The sequence below is a fragment of the Azospirillum sp. UENF 112521 genome, from assembly GCF_058780665.1.
Window position 1 is genome coordinate 138,865 of sequence record NZ_JBSNCI010000005.1, and the last position, 15,895, is coordinate 154,759.

The window sequence follows — 15,895 nt, forward strand, 5'->3', positions numbered from 1 at the left end:
ACTGTTACCGTCCTACTCCGGCCCCCAGCCAACGTCAAGAGTGAACGGTACAGTTCAGTGCAGTCATCGGAGCAGAAAGCGTCCCACCCCGCCCCGTCCCTCGACGCGAAGGCGGAACAGATTGTCGCCGCCGCGCGGGAGGTGTTCCTTGAACTCGGCTATGCCGCCGCGTCGATGGATCAGGTCGCGCAACAGGCACGGGTGTCCAAGACGACGCTCTACACCCGCTTCCCATCGAAGGAGGAGCTGTACACCGCAGTGATCTCCGCCGAGTGCGAGCGGCGCGGCCTGCGTTTTGCGCCGGAGGTGTTCGACGGGATGCCGCTGCGCGATGTTTTGGTCCAAGTCGGCCGCCGTTTCACCGACCTGCTGTGGTCGGATGCGGCGATCCGCGTCCATCAGGCGGTGGTTGGGGAGGCGACGCGGATGCCGGTTGCAGCCCAGCTCTATTTCCAGGCCGGTCCGGAGCAGGGAATCGCCAATTTCGTTGCCCTGTTCACCCGGCTGAACGACCGCGGTGCGATCGCCACCGACGATCCGGCCTTCGTCGCCCGGCAGTTCCTGGGCGCCATGCAGGGGGGGGCCTATTGCCAGCTCGTGCTGGGCTTGTGCCCCACGCCGACGGAGGAGGAGCGCCATGCCTTCGTCGACAAGGCGGTGGATCTCTTCCTGCGCGGCATCGCGCCTGATAAACCCTGACCTTTGCCGATGTCTGCGATGGAAGAGTTGTCCATGTCCGCCTGCCCCTGCGGTTCCGGCCGCGAGTTCGACCAGTGCTGCGACCCGATCCTGGCGGGAGAGCCTGCGCCCAGCGCGGAAGCGCTGATGCGGTCGCGCTACACGGCCTTCGTCCGCCGCGACATTGACCATATCGAGCGGAGTTGCGTGCCGGAAACCCGCGCCACCTTCAGCCGCGCCGATGTGGAACGGGTGGCGGACGAATGCGACTGGGGGCCGCTGACCGTCATGAAGGCGGAGGAGGCCGGCGACGACGGGATGGTTGAGTTCTTCCTGACCTTCCATCGCGATGGCGAGGAGTGGCCGCTGCATGAGCGGTCGCGCTTCCGCCGCGTCGACGGCCGCTGGTTCTATGTCGACAGCGTCTTGAACCCGAAGGACCCGCCGCGCCGCGTGGTCAAGGTCGGCCGCAACGATCCCTGCCCCTGCGGTTCGGGGAAAAAGCACAAGGCCTGCTGCGGGCGCTGACCGACGCCCGCAGCGGTCGCCTCTCAGCTGATGCCGAGATAGCGGCCCGGCTTGTGGTTGATCGCCAGCGTGACGTTGACGATGGTCGCCCCCAGCACCGACAGCAGAAGTCGGTCCGGCGCGAGGACGAAGAAGGCGCCGGCCAGGATCGCGAAATCGACACCCAGCTGGAAATAGCCGGCGCGGATGCCGTAGGTCTCCTGCAGGTAGATCGCCAGGATGTTGACGCCGCCCAGACCGGTGCGGTGGCGGAACAGCATCAGGAGGCCGGTGCCGCACAGGCCGCTCCCCACCACGGTGGCATAGACCGGATCCAGATGGGTGAAGCCCACCCATTGGTCGGTCAGGCGCGAGAACAGCGTCACCAGCGCCACGGCGGTGAAGGTGCGGGCGGTGAATTTCCAGCCCAGCCGCTTCCAGGCCAGCCAGTAGAAGGGCAGGTTGATCGCGAAGAAGATGATGCCGAACTGGACCTTGGTGACATAGCTCAGCAGCAGAGCCAGCCCGGCGGTGCTGCCGGTCAGCAGCATCGTCTTGGAATAGATCAGCATGCCCAGCGCGATGAACAGCGTGCCCATCAGCATGGCAAGCGCGTCTTCATAGAGCTGGTGACGCTCCACCGCGGCGGGCGGAGCCTGGAGGGTCGCGGCCATCGTCGTCTGTCCCCGGATCAAACCAAAGGGCTCAACGAAGAGCGGCGAATTTCGCCACCACATCGTCCACCTCGGCCGTCTTCAGGCCGGCGATGTTGATGCGGCCGGAGGTCGGCATGTAGATGGCGTGGTCGGCGCGCAGCCGCAGCACCTCCGCCTCGGTCAGCGGCAGCAGCGAGAACATGCCCTCCTGCTCCGCCACCGCGGCCAGGGTGGGGAAGGCGCCGGCCAGACCGGCGGCCAGCTTGCGGCGGATGCCGGTGATACGGGCGCGCATGACGTCCAGTTCCGCCGTCCAGTCGGCGGTCAGCGCGGCATCGCTCAGGATGGTGCGGACGACGGCGGCGCCATGGTCGGGCGGCATCGAATAGCTGGTGCGGGCCAGCGCCATCAGGTTGGACTTGGCGAGATCGGCGGCGGCCGGTGCCGCGGCAACGGCGAAGATGGCGCCGGTGCGCTCGCGGTAGAGGCCGAAGGACTTCGACGACGACACGGCGACCAGCGTTTCCGGCACGACGCCGATCAGGTGGCGCAGCCCCTCGGCATCCTCGTCCAGACCGCGGCCGAAGCCCTGATAGGCAAGGTCGACCAGCGGCAGGACGCCGCGCTTTTCCAGCACCGCCGCCAGTTCCTTCCATTGGTCGAGCGACAGCGGCGCGCCGGTGGGGTTGTGGCAGCTGGCGTGCAGCAGGGCGACGTCGCCGGGCTGCGCCGCCTCGAACGCCGCGACCATGCGGTCGAACAGCACGGTCTGGCCGGCGGTGTCGAAGAAGTGATGGCTGACGACCTCAAGGCCGGCGGCGGCGAAGATGCCGACATGGTTGGGCCAGGTCGGCTGGCCAACCAGCACCCGTTTCGACCCGCCGCGCAGGACGAGGTCGGCGGCCAGCCGCAGCGCGCCCGACCCGCCGGGGGTCTGCACGCCGGCCGTGGCGACCTTGGTGCCGGCGCCACCGCCGACCAGCGACCACAGCCGCTCCAGATACCCGGCGTCGCCTTCCAACCCCAGATAGGCCTTGCTGTCCTGCCCGTCGAGCAGCAGCCGTTCCGCCGCCTTCACCGCGCGGAAGACCGGGGTGCGTCCCTCCTCGTCCCGGTAGACCCCGACGCCGAGATCGACCTTGCCCGGACGCGGATCCTGCTTGTAAAGCCCGATCAGGGCGAGCAGGGCATCGTCGGGCTGGCGGGAAAGCGCGTTGAACATGGCGGTTCGTCCGGTCCTTGGGTGAGTGGGAAGGGAGCAATATTGGCCGGTTGCCCCGGCCGGTGTGATCCTCCACTTTCGCGGCCTCCGGGACAATGGCGATTTCCTATCGTCTGATACGCTTGATTGTCGCAACAATTTGCAATCCCAGCGATAGATCGGCATCCTTTGCCGGGGAAGGAGCAGTCAGATCGATGACCGATTTTCAGAAGACCCGCGCCCGCTTCCGCATTCCGGATGGCGTGATCTATCTCGACGGCAACTCGCTGGGACCGCTGCCCATCGGGGTGGAGGAGCGGGTGGCCCGTACCCTCGCCCGGGAATGGGGCGGCCAACTGATCCGCGGCTGGAACAGCGCCGGCTGGATGGTGCAGCCGGGCAAGGTCGGTGACCGCATCGCCCGGCTGATCGGCGCGCCGTCCGGCAGCGTGGTGGTCGGCGATACCCTGTCGATCAAGGTCTATCAGGCGCTGGCCGCGACCCTGGCGATGCGGCCCGACCGCCGGGTGATCCTGTCCGACAGCGGCAACTTCCCAACCGACCTCTACATGGCGGAAGGACTGATCGAAACGCTGGGTCGTGGCCATGTCCTGAAAGTCGTGGCGCCGGAGGAGGTTGAAGCGGCAATCGGCGAGGAAGTCGCCGTTCTGATGCTGACCCAGGTGGATTACCGGACCGGCCGGCTGCACGACATGGCGGCGCTGACCGCCAAGGCCCATGCGGCGGGGGTGGTGACGGTGTGGGACCTCGCCCATTCCGCCGGTGCGCTGCCGGTCGATCTGGCCGGCGCCGGGGCCGACTTCGCGGTCGGCTGCACCTACAAATACCTGAATGGCGGACCGGGGGCCCCGGCCTTCATCTATGTCGCTCCGCAACATGCGGCGACGGTTCGGCCGGCCCTGTCCGGCTGGATGGGGCATGAGGCGCCCTTCGCCTTCGATCCCTCCTACCGTCCCGGTGCGGGGGTGGAGCGCATGCGCGTCGGCACACCGCCGGTGATCGCGCTGGCGGCACTCGACGCAGCGCTGGATGTGTGGGACGAGGTCGAGATGGCCGATATCCGCCGCACCTCCATCGCGCTGTGCGACCTGTTCATCGGGCTGGTCGAGGCGCAGTGCCCGATGCTGGAGCTTGCCTCCCCGCGCGACGGCAACCGGCGCGGCAGCCAGGTGTCGTTCCGCCATCCACAGGGCTACGCCATCATGCAGGCGCTGATCGACCGCGGCGTGATCGGCGATTTCCGGGCGCCGGACGTGCTGCGCTTTGGCTTCACGCCGCTCTATATCGGCGAGGCGGAGGTGCGCGGCGCGGTCGCCGTGCTCAAGCAGGTGATGGATGACGGGCTTTGGGACCGGCCCGACTACCACAGGAAGGCGATGGTGACATGAGCGGGCAGGATACCAAGAAGCCCTACGATCCGGCAGCGGAGGGGGCCGAAATGGCCTTCGATGGGCGGATGTCCTATGGCGACTATCTGCAGCTGGACCGCATCCTGGGTGCGCAGACTCCACGCTCCACCGCCCATGACGAGATGCTGTTCATCGTCCAGCACCAGAACGTCGGAGCTGTGGATGCGGCTGGCCGTCTACGAGATCCGCGCCGCCCGCGAGGCGATCCGCGAGGACCGGCTGTCGCCCGCCTTCAAGATGCTGACCCGCGTCGCCCGCATCTTCGAGCAGCTGAATTCGGCCTGGGACGTGCTGCGCACGATGACGCCCAGCGAATACACCCGCTTCCGCGACGATCTCGGCCAATCCTCCGGCTTCCAGTCCTACCAGTACCGGGAGATTGAGTTCCTGCTGGGCAACCGCAACCCGGCGATGCTGCGCCCCCATGCCCACCGGCCGGACATCCATGCCCTGCTGGAACAGGAACTGTCGCGGCCCAGCCTGTATGACGAGGCGCTGCGCCTGCTCGCCCGCAACGGCATTCCGGTTCCGGCCGAGGTGCTGGAGCGCGACGTGTCGCAGACCCACCAGCCCCATGACGGCGTGACCGAGGCATGGCGGATCGTCTATCAGTCGCCCGAAGCCCATTGGCCGCTCTACGAGCTTGCCGAGAAGCTGGTCGATTTCGAGGATTACTTCCGCCGCTGGCGCTTCAACCATGTTACGACGGTTGAACGGGTGATCGGCTTTAAGCGCGGCACCGGCGGGACCGGCGGCGTGTCCTACCTGCGCAACATGCTGGCCGTGGAACTCTTCCCGGAACTCTGGCGGGTGAGGACGGTGCTGTGACGGAACTGCACAGGATCACGGATTGGGACGACGCCTACAGCAACGGTGCCCACATTCCCGGCGGCGACGCCTACCCCGCGCGCTGGGCGGAGCGGGCGGCAGCTTTCCGGAGCGAACGCGCAGCCGCCGGACGGGCGGAGCTGGATTTGCCTTATGGCGAGGGGGAGCGGGAGCGCTACGACCTGTTCCGGCCGGAGGGAACCGCGAAGGGCACCGTGGTCTTCGTCCATGGCGGTTATTGGATGGCCTTCGACAAGGCGCGCTGGTCGCATCTGGCCGCCGGGCCGCTTGCACGAGGCTGGGCGGTCGCCATGCCCAGCTACACGCTGTGTCCCGAAACCCGGATCGCCGGCATCACCCGGCAGATGGCCTGGGCGGTGGAGGTCATCGCAAGGGCTGAGGCCGGTCCTCTGCGCCTGACCGGCCATTCCGCCGGTGGTCATTTGGTCAGCCGGCTCGTCTGCGCGGACGCCCCGCTGTCGGACGATGTCCGGGTGCGGGTGGAGCATGTCGTCTCCATCAGCGGCCTGCACGACCTGCGCCCGCTGCTGAACACCCGCATGAACGCGACGCTGCGGCTGGACGAGGCGGAGTCCGCGGCAGAAAGCCCGGCGCTGCTGCGCCCGCAGCCCGGCATCGGCATCACCTGCTGGGTCGGGGCGGCCGAGCGGCCGGAATTCGTCCGCCAGACGGAGCTGCTCGCCAATGTCTGGCTTGGATTGGGCGCTGCGACCGCGCTGCGGTTGGTGGAGGGGCGGCATCACTTCGATGTCATCGACGATCTTGCCGACCCGGAGTCCGATCTGGTTGCGGCGTTGCTCGATTCTTAGGGGGCTACGCCGGGGCGGAGGGAAGCCGGGCTATCTCTCCAAGCCCCATAGCCGGTAGCAGTCCTTGATCGCGCGGATCGACGGCAGGCGAATTTTCGGCAGATCGGCCTGATCGAACCGGGCCGCATTGCGGCTTCGGTTCCGCGGAGTGACGACGGCGATGTGATGGATCATGTCCCATTTGATGCTGTCCCGCCCGCCATCCAGCCCGCCGAGCCGTTCGCGCTCGAACAGGGTCCGGCGGAAATACCGCAGCAGGCTGGTCGGCATGGCGATGTCCAGCATGATCAACCCGGTCGCCCGCGCGAAGCGCTGCTGCATGCAGACGGAGTAGTTTCCGTCCATCACCCACCGGTCGCCGCCGATGGCGTCGTCGTGCAGGCGGACGAACTCTTCCCTGGGGCGGGGCTCCCAATCGGTGCCGGGCCGATGGTAAAGCTGGTCGAGGTGAATGACCGTCAGGCCGCACTTTCGCCCGATGGCCGACGCAAGGGTGGATTTGCCGCTGTTGGACGGTCCCAGGATGCAGATGCGCTGTCCCAAATCCTCAAGCTGCATCATTTCCGCTTTTCCCGCCCGACGCCGATCCGAACCGGCGATCTTACGCATACGGATCGTCGGGTCCAGCGGCGTCGATGGCGGGCGGGCTCCGATTATTGGGTAAAGAACATCGCGGCGAACACGGTGGCGGTGGCGGCGATCACCGTCACCAGTCCATTGCGTCCCAACGCGCGCTGGCGATAGAGCGCCACCGCCATGGTGATGACGGCGATGCTGGTCAGGATCAGGCCGAGCTTGGCTTCGGTCATGGCGGCTTCCCCCGGTCTTTTTTCAGTGTGGGCCGACCCAGCCCAGGGTGCCGGCGGCGGTGATCAGCAGGATGGCTCCGCACAGCAGGACCAGCCATCCGGTCATCAGAAACCGCCAGCCCGGACCGGCATGGTCCAACTCCAAATAATGCAGCAGGATTTCCCGTCCCTTCGTCACCGCCAGCGTCAGCAGCAGTGCCGCCCCGGCGATGCCGACGCTGCCGCCCGCATCGCCATGGCGCGCGAACAGCAGGGTGACGGCGGTCAGCCCCATCAGGATCAGCCAGGACAGCGTCAGCCGGTCGATGTTCTTGAAAACAGTCATGGCCGGTCTCCTCAACGGATCAGATAGACGAGCGGATAGAGGATCACCCAGACCAGATCGACCATGTGCCAGAAGGCCGCTCCCGTCTCCAGATTCTCCACCAGCGTGTCGGGGCCGGAACGGCCGACCAGCAGCAGGATGACGATCCCCAGCACCACATGCAGGGCGTGGAAACCGGTCAGCAGGAAATAGAGGGTGAAGAAGCCGTCGGTGTCGATGGTCAGCCCGGCGCCCAGCGTCGCCGAATATTCCACCGCCTTCACCGCCAGGAACACCGACCCGACGGCCGCCGCCATCAGCATCGCCCGGCGGGCCTGCGGCACGGCACCGCGCCGTCCGGCGGCAACCCCCTTGGCGGCCAGATAGCCGCTGGTCACCAGAACCATGGTGTTCAGCGCGCCGGCCGTGCCGTTCAAATGGGCCTGACCGGCGGCAAAAATCGCCGGGTCCAGCACGCGGGCGATGGCGAAGCCCAGGAAGGCGACGCCGAACACCGCCAGTTCGCTGAAGATCAGGATCCACATCATCAGGTTGCCGGGCAGGGCGGCAAGGCCGCTTCCCCGCTCCACCGGACCCGCGGCTTCCGCACCGCCGGTCTCCAGGCCCGTCATCTCAACGTCGGCCATATCCACTATCCAAAGCTTGTCATCATGTACGCGAATGATAGGGCGGCGATCCGCGGACCGGCTTGACCGCGGTCAAGGAATGCCCTTCCTCCACGGTCAATTATTCGCCCGACCCGTGGCGATAGGACGCTGCGACGCCCGGCTTCCCGCCTCCGGCCTCGCGCACCCGACGCCCTTCCGAACCGACCCCCTCTCGACCGACAGATCGAGATTTCCAGGGATCCCAAGCGATGACCGAACGCTTCACCAAGGCGGCCGCGCGAAACATCTTCTATGGCGGATCGCTGTTCTTCTTCGCGACCTTCGTCGCGTTGACCGCGCTCAGCCACAATTACATCGTCAATACCAGCACCGACAAGAAGACGCTGACCGATGCGGTCGCCCGCGGCAAGCATGTGTGGGAGAAGAACGCCTGCATCAACTGCCACACGCTGCTGGGCGAGGGCGCCTATTTCGCCCCCGAACTGGGCAATGTCTGGCTGCGCTATGGCGGCGACAAGGACCCCGAGGGCGCCGTGATGGCGCTGAAGGGCTGGATGGCGGCACAGCCGTCCGGAATTGAAGGCCGGCGCCAGATGCCGCAGTTCCACCTGACCGAAGGCGAGGTCGAGGATCTCGCCGCGTTCCTGGAATGGACCAGCCGGATCAACACCCAGAACTGGCCGCCCAAGCTGTCGGGCTGAGGAGATTTCCGTTATGAAGTACGAATCGCAAAAAGTCGCCCTCTATTACTTCGCGGCCGCCATGGGGCTGTTCGGTGTGCAGATCCTGGTGGGTCTCCTGGCCGGTACCGTCTATGTCCTGCCCAACACGTTGTCGGAGCTTCTGCCCTTCAACATCATCCGGATGATCCACACCAACTCGCTGATCGTCTGGCTGCTGATCGGCTTCTTCGGCGCCGCCTACTACCTCGTGCCCGAGGAGGCGGAGACCGAGCTGTACAGTCCGAAACTGGCGCTGATCCAGCTCGGCCTGTTCGTCTTCGGCGCGCTGGCGGCGGTCGTTGGCTATGTCTTCCGCATCCATGAAGGGCGGGAGTTCCTGGAACAGCCGCTGTGGATCAAGGCCGCCATCGTCGTGGTCGCGCTGATGTTCCTCTACAACATCACGATGACGGTGCTGAAGGGCCGCCGCACGGTCATCACCAACATCCTGCTGGTGGGCATGTGGGGCATCGCTCTGTTCTTCCTGTTCTCCTTCTACAACCCGGCCAACCTGTCGCTGGACAAGATGTACTGGTGGTACGTTGTCCATCTGTGGGTCGAGGGCGTGTGGGAACTGGTCCTGGCCTCCATCCTCGCCTTCCTGATGATCAAGATGACCGGCGTCGACCGTGAGGTCGTCGAGAAGTGGCTGTACGCCATGGTCGGTCTCGCCCTGTTCAGCGGCATCCTCGGTACCGGCCACCATTATTACTGGATCGGCACGCCCGGTTACTGGCAGTGGATCGGCTCGCTGTTCTCCACGCTGGAAGTCGCCCCCTTCTTCACCATGGTCGTCTTCGCCTTCATGATGGTGTGGAAGAGCGGCCGCCGTCACCCGAACAAGGCGGCGATGCTGTGGTCGCTGGGCTGCGCGGTCTTCGCCTTCTTCGGCGCCGGGCTGTGGGGCTTCCTGCACACGCTGGCGCCGATCAACTACTACACCCACGGCACCCAGGTCACCGCGGCGCATGGGCACCTCGCCTTCTACGGCGCCTATGCGATGATCAACCTCGCCATCATCACCTACGCCATGCCCTACCTGCGCGGCAAGCAGCCCTACAACCAGATCCTCAACATGTGGAGTTTCTGGCTGATGAGCGGCGGCATGGCCTTCATGACCTTCGCGCTCACCGTGGCCGGCGTCGTTCAGACCCATCTGCAGCGGGTCCTGGGCATGAGCTACATGGAGGTCCAGGAGCAGATCGCGCTGTTCTACTGGATGCGGCTTGGCGCCGGTTTCGCCGTGGCGGTGGGCGTCGCGCTTTACCTCTACGCCGTCTTCGGCCCGGCCCGCGAGGAACGGCCCGCCTCGATCCCGGCCAGCTACCAGCCTGCCGAGTGACGTCCCCTTCGGCCCCTGCAACCTACCGGATGCCCGGTCGGTGCAGGGGCCGTTCCATTCACGGAGTTCCATCGCGATGCCCGACAGCGCCGTCCCCATCCTGCCGTCCCTGCCGTTCTATCAGCCGACCGCCGACGAGTGCGCGCTGTTCGAGCATGCCTACACTCATCGCTTGCCGCTTCTGCTGAAGGGGCCGACCGGCTGTGGCAAGACCCGCTTCGTCGCCCATATGGCGGCCAGGCTGGGCCGGCCGCTCTACACCGTGTCCTGCCACGACGACCTGACCGCCGCCGACCTGACCGGCCGCTATCTGCTGAAGGGCGGGGACACCGTCTGGGCGGACGGGCCTCTGACCCGTGCCGTGCGCGAGGGCGCCATCTGCTATCTCGACGAGGTGGTCGAGGCGCGCAAGGACGTCACCGTCGTGCTGCACCCGCTGACCGACGACCGCCGCATCCTGCCGCTGGACCGCACCGGTGAAACGCTGGAAGCGCCGCCGGGCTTCATGCTGGTGGTGTCCTACAACCCCGGTTACCAGAATGTGCTGAAGGCGCTGAAGCCCAGCACCCGCCAGCGCTTCCTGGCCGTCGAATTCGACTTCCCGCCGCCGGAGCGCGAGATTCCCATCGTCTCGACCGAAAGCGGCCTGCCCGAGAACCGCGTCGTCCCGCTGGTCCGCCTCGCCAACGCCCTGCGTGCCCTGAAGGGCCAGGATTTGGAGGAAGGCGTTTCGACCCGCCTGCTGATCTATTGCGCCACGCTGATCCGCTCCGGCATGAAGCCCGAGCGCGCCATCCGTGCCGCCCTGATCGAGCCGCTGACCGACGACCCGGACATCCGCGCCGCCCTGCTGCGCGTCGCCGAGGTCACGCTGGGCTGATCTGAAAGGGCCGAGGGCTATCGCCATGCTGGAGTTTTTCGACCCGGAAGAGACCGTCGGCCGTTTGTGGCACCGCCTGATCGGCGGGCGGTCGAGCTATCCGCACCATCCGGACGCAGCCGTCACGCTGGAGACGATGCGCCCGCGGCTCGCGGTGTTCTTCCGGGCGCTGGGCGGCGACCGCGGCGTTCGGCTTGCCGCCGGGACCGCCGCGGTGTCGGGGCACCGGCTGTCGCTGCTCGGCCGCATCGGGCTGGGGCAGGAGCGGGTGGAGCGGGCGGCATTGGACGGCAATGTGCTCCAGTTGCCGACTGCCATCGACCTGTTTCCCGACGCTGCCCTGAACGAGCGGTTGTATGAATGGCTGGCCGCCTTCTTTGCCAATGCCGAGGGCGAGCCGGCCCCCGCCGACCCGTTGCAGGCCGATGTGCAGGCGCTCCGCAGCGCCGCCACTACCACCGCGCGGGTTCTGACGCGCTGGCCCGGCCTGTCCCGCATGCATGCGGAACTGGCCCGCGCCGTCGCCGCCACCCGCCCCGCCCGCCGCCCGCCGCCGGTCGAGGCCGATGTCGAGCGCGCCGTCCTGGCGCTGCTCGGCGCCGGTGCCGTCACCAGCGACGGCGCACGCATGCTGGCGCCCAGCGTTCCGCTGTCGGATTTCACCGCCCCTTACGGTTATGCCCGCATGCTGCCGGTGCCGCTGTGGGGGTTGGTGTCGCCAAGCGTCGGCCGTGACGCTTCCGCTGCCGTCGAAAGTCCCGGCGAAGGCGGACAGGCGGCCGAGGGCGACCAGCGCCGCCGGGCCGCGACGCGTCGGCAGACCGACCAGATCCAGCGCAACGACCCGCTGATCCTCAACCGCTTCGAGAAGATGCTGAGCCTTGCCGAGGCACTGAACATCCCGCGTGCGGTCGATGACGACGATGCGGAGAATGCCCGCAAGGCCGCCGACGATCTGGACGAGATCGCTGTCGGCGCGCACCAGCGCAAGGCATCGACCACGCTGAAGCTCGACCTCGACCTCGGGGCGCCGGCAGTCGACGACACGCCGCTGGCGGCAATCCTGACCTATCCGGAATGGGATCATGGCCGGCAGGCCCATCTCCCCAACCACTGCCGGGTGATCGCGGAAACCGCACCGGCCGACGGCGACTCCTGGCAACCCGATGCCGCCGCCCTGCGCCGCATCCGTCAGGTGCGCCGCCAGTTCGAGGCGTTGCGCCCGCGCCGCATGCTGTTCACCGGTCAAGCCGACGGCGACGAACTGGATCTGGCCGCCCTGGTGCGCAGCCGGGCCGATCTCCGGGCCGGCGGTTGCGGCAGCGACCGTGTGCACCAGCAGGTGCGCAGCGCCGCCCGCGATCTGGCGGTGGCGGTGCTGGTCGACGGCTCCTTGTCGACCGATGGCTGGATCGAGGGACGACGGGTTCTGGATGTCGAGAAGGAGGCGCTGCTGGCACTGAGCCATGGGCTGACCGCCTGCGGCGACGACCACGCGCTCTATTCCTTCACGTCGCGGCGGCGCCACTGGGTGCGGGTCCAGACGCTGAAAGGCTTCGAGGAGCCGCTGGGGCCTCCCGTCACCCGCCGGGTCGGTGCGCTGAAGCCCGGCTACTACACCCGCATGGGGGCGGCGATCCGTCACGTGACCTCCCAGCTTGCCGACCGGCCGAACCGGAACCGGCTGCTGGTTCTGCTGACCGACGGCAAGCCGAACGACGTGGATCATTACGAGGGCCGTTACGGCATCGAGGACACGCGGCAGGCGATCCGCGAGGCGCGGCGCGACGGGCTGGCGGTTTTCGCCATCACCGTCGATGCGCAGGCCCGCGACTATATCCCGTATCTGTTCGGACGCGGCGCCTATGCCATATTCCCGCAGGTTTCCCACCTGACCAAGGCGTTGCCGGCACTCTACCGGCAGGTCGCCTGCGCCGCCTGACCGAAAAGGACCTTGAGACATGACCGCACCGGTGAAGATTGGCCCCGTGAAGATCGGAATCGTCACTGTCTCCGACCGCGCCAGCCGCGGCGTCTATGAGGACAAGGGCGGCCCGGCGATCAACGAGGAGCTGTCACGCATCATCTCCTCCCCCTGGGTGGCGGAAGCGCGGGTGATCCCGGACGAGTTGGACCTGATCGCCTCCACCCTGGTCGAGCTGTGCGACGTTGCCGGCTGCGGTCTGGTGGTGACCACCGGCGGCACCGGCCCGGCCCCGCGCGACGTGACGCCGGAGGCGACGGAGCGGGTCTGCGACAAGATGATGCCGGGTTTCGGCGAACTGATGCGGTCGGTCAGCCTGCGGGTGGTGCCCACTGCGATCCTGTCGCGCCAGACCGCCGGCATTCGCGGGAGCAGCCTGATCGTCAATCTGCCGGGCAAGCCGTCCGCCATCCATGATTGCCTGGAAGCGGTGTTTCCCGCGATCCCCTATTGCCTGGATTTGATCGGTGCCGGCCGGATCGAAATCGATCCCGAGATCTGCGTTTCCTTTCGTCCGAAATCTTGACGCCCAAAGTCATTATACTTAGTGTGGAAATAAAAAGGAGCATGCGACAAAATAGCGTTCGGTAGTTACACTTGACGGCGGTCAAGCATCGATCTCGGAAGCGGGAGGAATATTACCTCACAAGAAACATTCAACCGAGACGACGCCATGAAGACCAAGCTCTCTCTCGTCACCGTCAGCACCGCCGCCCTGATGATCCTGTCCGGTATCGGTGCCGCCTCGGCCGCCGACACGCTCTATGCCGACCCGAAGGTCAAGCAGCCGACGGTCAGCGTCGTCCAGGACCCCGCCGCCGTGCCGGCTCCGGAGAAGGCCGGCAAGCGCGCGCCGAAGACCCACAAGGTCTCGCTGATGACGACCGAGGTCGAATCCAAGCTGGACGATGGCACCACCTACACCTACTGGACCTTCAACAACACGGTTCCGGGGCCGATGGTGCGGGTGCGGGTCGGCGATACGGTGGATGTTTCGATCTCCAACGCGCCGGAATCGACGATGAACCACTCCGTCGACTTCCACGCCGCGACCGGCTTCCTCGGCGGCGGCCAGATCACCCAGGTGGAGCCCGGCCAGACCAAGGCCTTCAGCTTCAAGGCCCTGACCCCCGGCGTCTATGTCTATCACTGCGCCACGCCGATGGTTGCCCACCACATCTCCAAGGGCATGTACGGCCTGATCGTGGTGGAGCCGGAAGCCGGCCTGCCGCCGGTCGATCACGAATTCTATGTGATGCAGCAGGAAATCTACGCCACCAAGGCCAAGAACCTGGCGAATGCCGAGGACGACTATGACGGCCTCGTCAACGAGCGTCCGAGCTATCTGGTGTTCAACGGCACGGTCGGCGCCCTGACCAAGGACAAGCCGCTGAAGGCCAAGGTCGGCGAGACGGTTCGCCTGTTCTTCGGCGTCGGCGGTCCGAACCTGACCTCGTCCTTCCACGTCATCGGCGAGATCTTCGACAAGGTCTATAATCTGGGCGGCCTGGAAAGCGAGCCGGCCAAGGGCATCCAGACCGTCACCGTCGCCCCCGGCGGCGCCACCATGGTGGAGTTCAAGGTCGATTACCCCGGCAAATATGCCCTGGTCGACCACGCGCTGAGCCGCGCAACCAAGGGCCTGATCGGCATTCTGGAAGTCGAAGGCAAGCCCGACGACAGCATCATCCTCGACAAGAGCGGCGACAGCCGCAAGAAACTGGGCGAGATGCAGCACTGATCCTGCCTATGGATTAAAACAAAGCCCCTTTCCCGAGAGGGTGGGGGGCTTTGCATATCCAAAAACAAAGAAGGGCCGCCGTTTCCGGCAGCCCTTCCATTGTCAATCCGTGTGTCGTCGACACCACGGCGCAGTCCTTAGCGGACCGAAATCCCTTCCGCGAAGAAAGAGACCTCGGCCTTGGCGCTCGACGACGAGTGAGACGGACAATGAGACACGAGATCACCTCCTTTCAGTTGTTGACGTACGACACCCTATATAGGCGGCAAGGCGGAGGCCGCAAGTGCCGCCCCTGACCGCTCCGCTGTGACATTTACCGGTGAGTTGCCCGGCTCATCATGAAGCCCAGCCCGCCTGCCAGGATCAGGCCGGCGGCCATTGCCAGCCCCCTCGCGGCGCCGCTGGGTGCGGTCAGGCGCAGGCTGTTGTGCGGCAGTCCGAAGCGCCCGCGGGCGCGGTGCAGACCGTAGACGGGGTGGTAGAGATTGTCGGGCCGGCCGGGGATTTCCTGCTCCTCCGTCATCTGGCCCTCCACCGCAGTGTTGGCGAGGTAGCGGTCGGCAAAGCCCGGCGCCAAAAAATTGCCGAGGATCGCCTGCATCGCCGATCCGCCCAGCCAATATTCCCGGCGGGGAGTCTCGGCGGCGTGCAGGATCGCACGGGCGATGTCCTCCGGCTGGAAGATGGTCCCCATCGGCCGGGCCCGGCGCGGCATGTGGCTGCGTGCCCAGTCGAATTGCGGGGTATTGACCGCCGGCAGATGCACGGTGGTCAGCCCGATCCGGCTGTTGTCATGGATCAGTTCGGAATGCAGGCTGTCGATGAAGCCGGTGATCGCATGCTTCGCCGCGCAATAGGCGGACTGCAGCGGGATCGACCGGTAGGCCAGTGCCGAGCCCACCTGCAGGATCGTGCCGCTGTCCCGCAGCCGCATCCGCCGCAAGGCCGTCTGGATGCCGTAGGCGGAGCCGAGATAGGTCACCTCGGTCACCCGCTTCAACTCCTCCGGCGTTACGGCATGGACCGGCCCGAAGACGGTGACCATCGCCACGTTGATCCAGACGTCGATGGGGCCGAAGGCGTCCTCCAGTTGGTCGGCGGCCGCCTCCAGCGCGTCGGGGTCGGCGACGTCCAGCGGCAGGACCAGTGCCCGGCCGCCTAGCCGTTCGACCTCCAGCTTCACCTCTTCCAGCGCATCGGACGATCTGGCGATCAGGCCGATGGAGGCTTTGCGATAGGCGGCGAAGGCCAGCGCCGTTGCGCGGCCGACCCCGGCGGAAGCGCCGGTGATGCAGATGACGGGGGACTTCTGAACGCCGTCGGTCGGGTGCATGGCGAGGGTCCTGTCGCAGGG

The 15,895-nt window shown here is 66.6% G+C and carries 18 protein-coding genes; 11 read left to right on the forward strand and 7 right to left on the reverse strand.

Annotation, left to right across the window (positions count from 1 at the left end):
- The first annotated feature begins 57 nt into the window (after nt 1–57).
- Nucleotides 58–699: a TetR/AcrR family transcriptional regulator gene (locus tag ACWPN8_RS25580; RefSeq protein WP_492242770.1), complete on the forward strand. Its 642-nt coding sequence runs from the start codon at nt 58–60 to the stop codon at nt 697–699.
- 33 nt (nt 700–732) lie between these two features.
- Nucleotides 733–1,206 (forward strand): YchJ family protein, encoded by a 474-nt coding sequence (locus tag ACWPN8_RS25585; RefSeq protein ID WP_492242771.1) that lies wholly within the window; start codon nt 733–735, stop codon nt 1,204–1,206.
- A gap of 23 nt (nt 1,207–1,229) precedes the next feature.
- On the opposite strand, the gene ACWPN8_RS25590 is transcribed toward ACWPN8_RS25585, so the two are convergent.
- Both ACWPN8_RS25590 and ACWPN8_RS25595 read right to left on the reverse strand, forming a co-directional pair.
- Nucleotides 1,230–1,859, reverse strand: a complete 630-nt coding sequence (locus ACWPN8_RS25590) for a YitT family protein (RefSeq protein WP_109447066.1) — start codon at nt 1,857–1,859, stop codon at nt 1,230–1,232.
- A gap of 31 nt (nt 1,860–1,890) precedes the next feature.
- Nucleotides 1,891–3,063, reverse strand: coding sequence for an amino acid aminotransferase (locus ACWPN8_RS25595; RefSeq protein ID WP_492242772.1), 1,173 nt, complete (start codon nt 3,061–3,063; stop codon nt 1,891–1,893).
- A gap of 194 nt (nt 3,064–3,257) precedes the next feature.
- Between ACWPN8_RS25595 and kynU the strand changes: the two genes are divergently transcribed.
- The 3 genes from kynU to ACWPN8_RS25610 all read left to right on the forward strand — a co-directional run bounded on the left by kynU (nt 3,258) and on the right by ACWPN8_RS25610 (nt 6,130).
- Nucleotides 3,258–4,451, forward strand: a complete 1,194-nt coding sequence (gene kynU, locus ACWPN8_RS25600; protein WP_492242773.1) for a kynureninase — start codon at nt 3,258–3,260, stop codon at nt 4,449–4,451.
- A 183-nt stretch (nt 4,452–4,634) separates the two neighbouring features.
- Nucleotides 4,635–5,300 (forward strand): tryptophan 2,3-dioxygenase, encoded by a 666-nt coding sequence (locus tag ACWPN8_RS25605; protein ID WP_492242774.1) that lies wholly within the window; start codon nt 4,635–4,637, stop codon nt 5,298–5,300.
- A complete protein-coding gene (locus tag ACWPN8_RS25610; protein WP_492242775.1) occupies nt 5,297–6,130 on the forward strand; it encodes a hormone-sensitive lipase in 834 nt (277 codons plus the stop codon). Before ACWPN8_RS25605 ends, ACWPN8_RS25610 begins: the two co-directional genes overlap by 4 nt.
- A gap of 30 nt (nt 6,131–6,160) precedes the next feature.
- Here ACWPN8_RS25610 and ACWPN8_RS25615 read toward each other — a convergent pair whose 3' ends face one another.
- From ACWPN8_RS25615 to ACWPN8_RS25630, 4 genes are all read right to left on the reverse strand, one after another.
- Complete coding sequence (locus ACWPN8_RS25615) at nt 6,161–6,691, reverse strand: P-loop NTPase family protein (RefSeq protein ID WP_492242776.1); 531 nt, start codon at nt 6,689–6,691, stop codon at nt 6,161–6,163.
- A 92-nt stretch (nt 6,692–6,783) separates the two neighbouring features.
- A complete protein-coding gene (locus ACWPN8_RS25620; protein WP_199237599.1) occupies nt 6,784–6,939 on the reverse strand; it encodes a hypothetical protein in 156 nt (51 codons plus the stop codon).
- A 22-nt stretch (nt 6,940–6,961) separates the two neighbouring features.
- Nucleotides 6,962–7,264 carry a cytochrome C oxidase subunit IV family protein gene (locus ACWPN8_RS25625; protein ID WP_492242777.1) on the reverse strand — a complete coding sequence of 101 codons (303 nt, stop codon included), beginning with the start codon at nt 7,262–7,264 and terminating at the stop codon, nt 6,962–6,964.
- Between the two features lie 11 nt (nt 7,265–7,275).
- Nucleotides 7,276–7,890: a cytochrome c oxidase subunit 3 gene (locus tag ACWPN8_RS25630; RefSeq protein WP_109447056.1), complete on the reverse strand. Its 615-nt coding sequence runs from the start codon at nt 7,888–7,890 to the stop codon at nt 7,276–7,278.
- A 230-nt stretch (nt 7,891–8,120) separates the two neighbouring features.
- Here ACWPN8_RS25630 and ACWPN8_RS25635 point away from each other — a divergent pair, with 230 nt between their 5' ends.
- From ACWPN8_RS25635 to nirK, 6 genes are all read left to right on the forward strand, one after another.
- Nucleotides 8,121–8,573, forward strand: coding sequence for a c-type cytochrome (locus ACWPN8_RS25635; protein ID WP_109447054.1), 453 nt, complete (start codon nt 8,121–8,123; stop codon nt 8,571–8,573).
- 13 nt (nt 8,574–8,586) lie between these two features.
- Nucleotides 8,587–9,936: a cbb3-type cytochrome c oxidase subunit I gene (locus ACWPN8_RS25640; protein ID WP_109447052.1), complete on the forward strand. Its 1,350-nt coding sequence runs from the start codon at nt 8,587–8,589 to the stop codon at nt 9,934–9,936.
- 76 nt (nt 9,937–10,012) lie between these two features.
- The gene (locus ACWPN8_RS25645; protein ID WP_492242778.1) at nt 10,013–10,816 is read left to right on the forward strand and encodes a CbbQ/NirQ/NorQ/GpvN family protein; all 804 of its coding nucleotides are present in this window, start codon (nt 10,013–10,015) and stop codon (nt 10,814–10,816) included.
- Nucleotides 10,817–10,841: 25 nt separating this feature from the next.
- Entirely contained in the window at nt 10,842–12,758 is a 1,917-nt protein-coding gene (locus ACWPN8_RS25650; RefSeq protein WP_492242779.1) for a nitric oxide reductase activation protein NorD, read from the forward strand.
- Between the two features lie 19 nt (nt 12,759–12,777).
- The gene (gene mog, locus ACWPN8_RS25655; RefSeq protein ID WP_492242780.1) at nt 12,778–13,326 is read left to right on the forward strand and encodes a molybdopterin adenylyltransferase; all 549 of its coding nucleotides are present in this window, start codon (nt 12,778–12,780) and stop codon (nt 13,324–13,326) included.
- 147 nt (nt 13,327–13,473) lie between these two features.
- Nucleotides 13,474–14,541, forward strand: a complete 1,068-nt coding sequence (gene nirK, locus ACWPN8_RS25660) for a copper-containing nitrite reductase (RefSeq protein WP_109447044.1) — start codon at nt 13,474–13,476, stop codon at nt 14,539–14,541.
- Between the two features lie 313 nt (nt 14,542–14,854).
- Here the strand turns inward: nirK and ACWPN8_RS25665 are convergent, their stop codons facing one another.
- Nucleotides 14,855–15,874 carry an SDR family oxidoreductase gene (locus tag ACWPN8_RS25665; RefSeq protein ID WP_492242781.1) on the reverse strand — a complete coding sequence of 340 codons (1,020 nt, stop codon included), beginning with the start codon at nt 15,872–15,874 and terminating at the stop codon, nt 14,855–14,857.
- Nucleotides 15,875–15,895 lie beyond the last annotated feature (21 nt).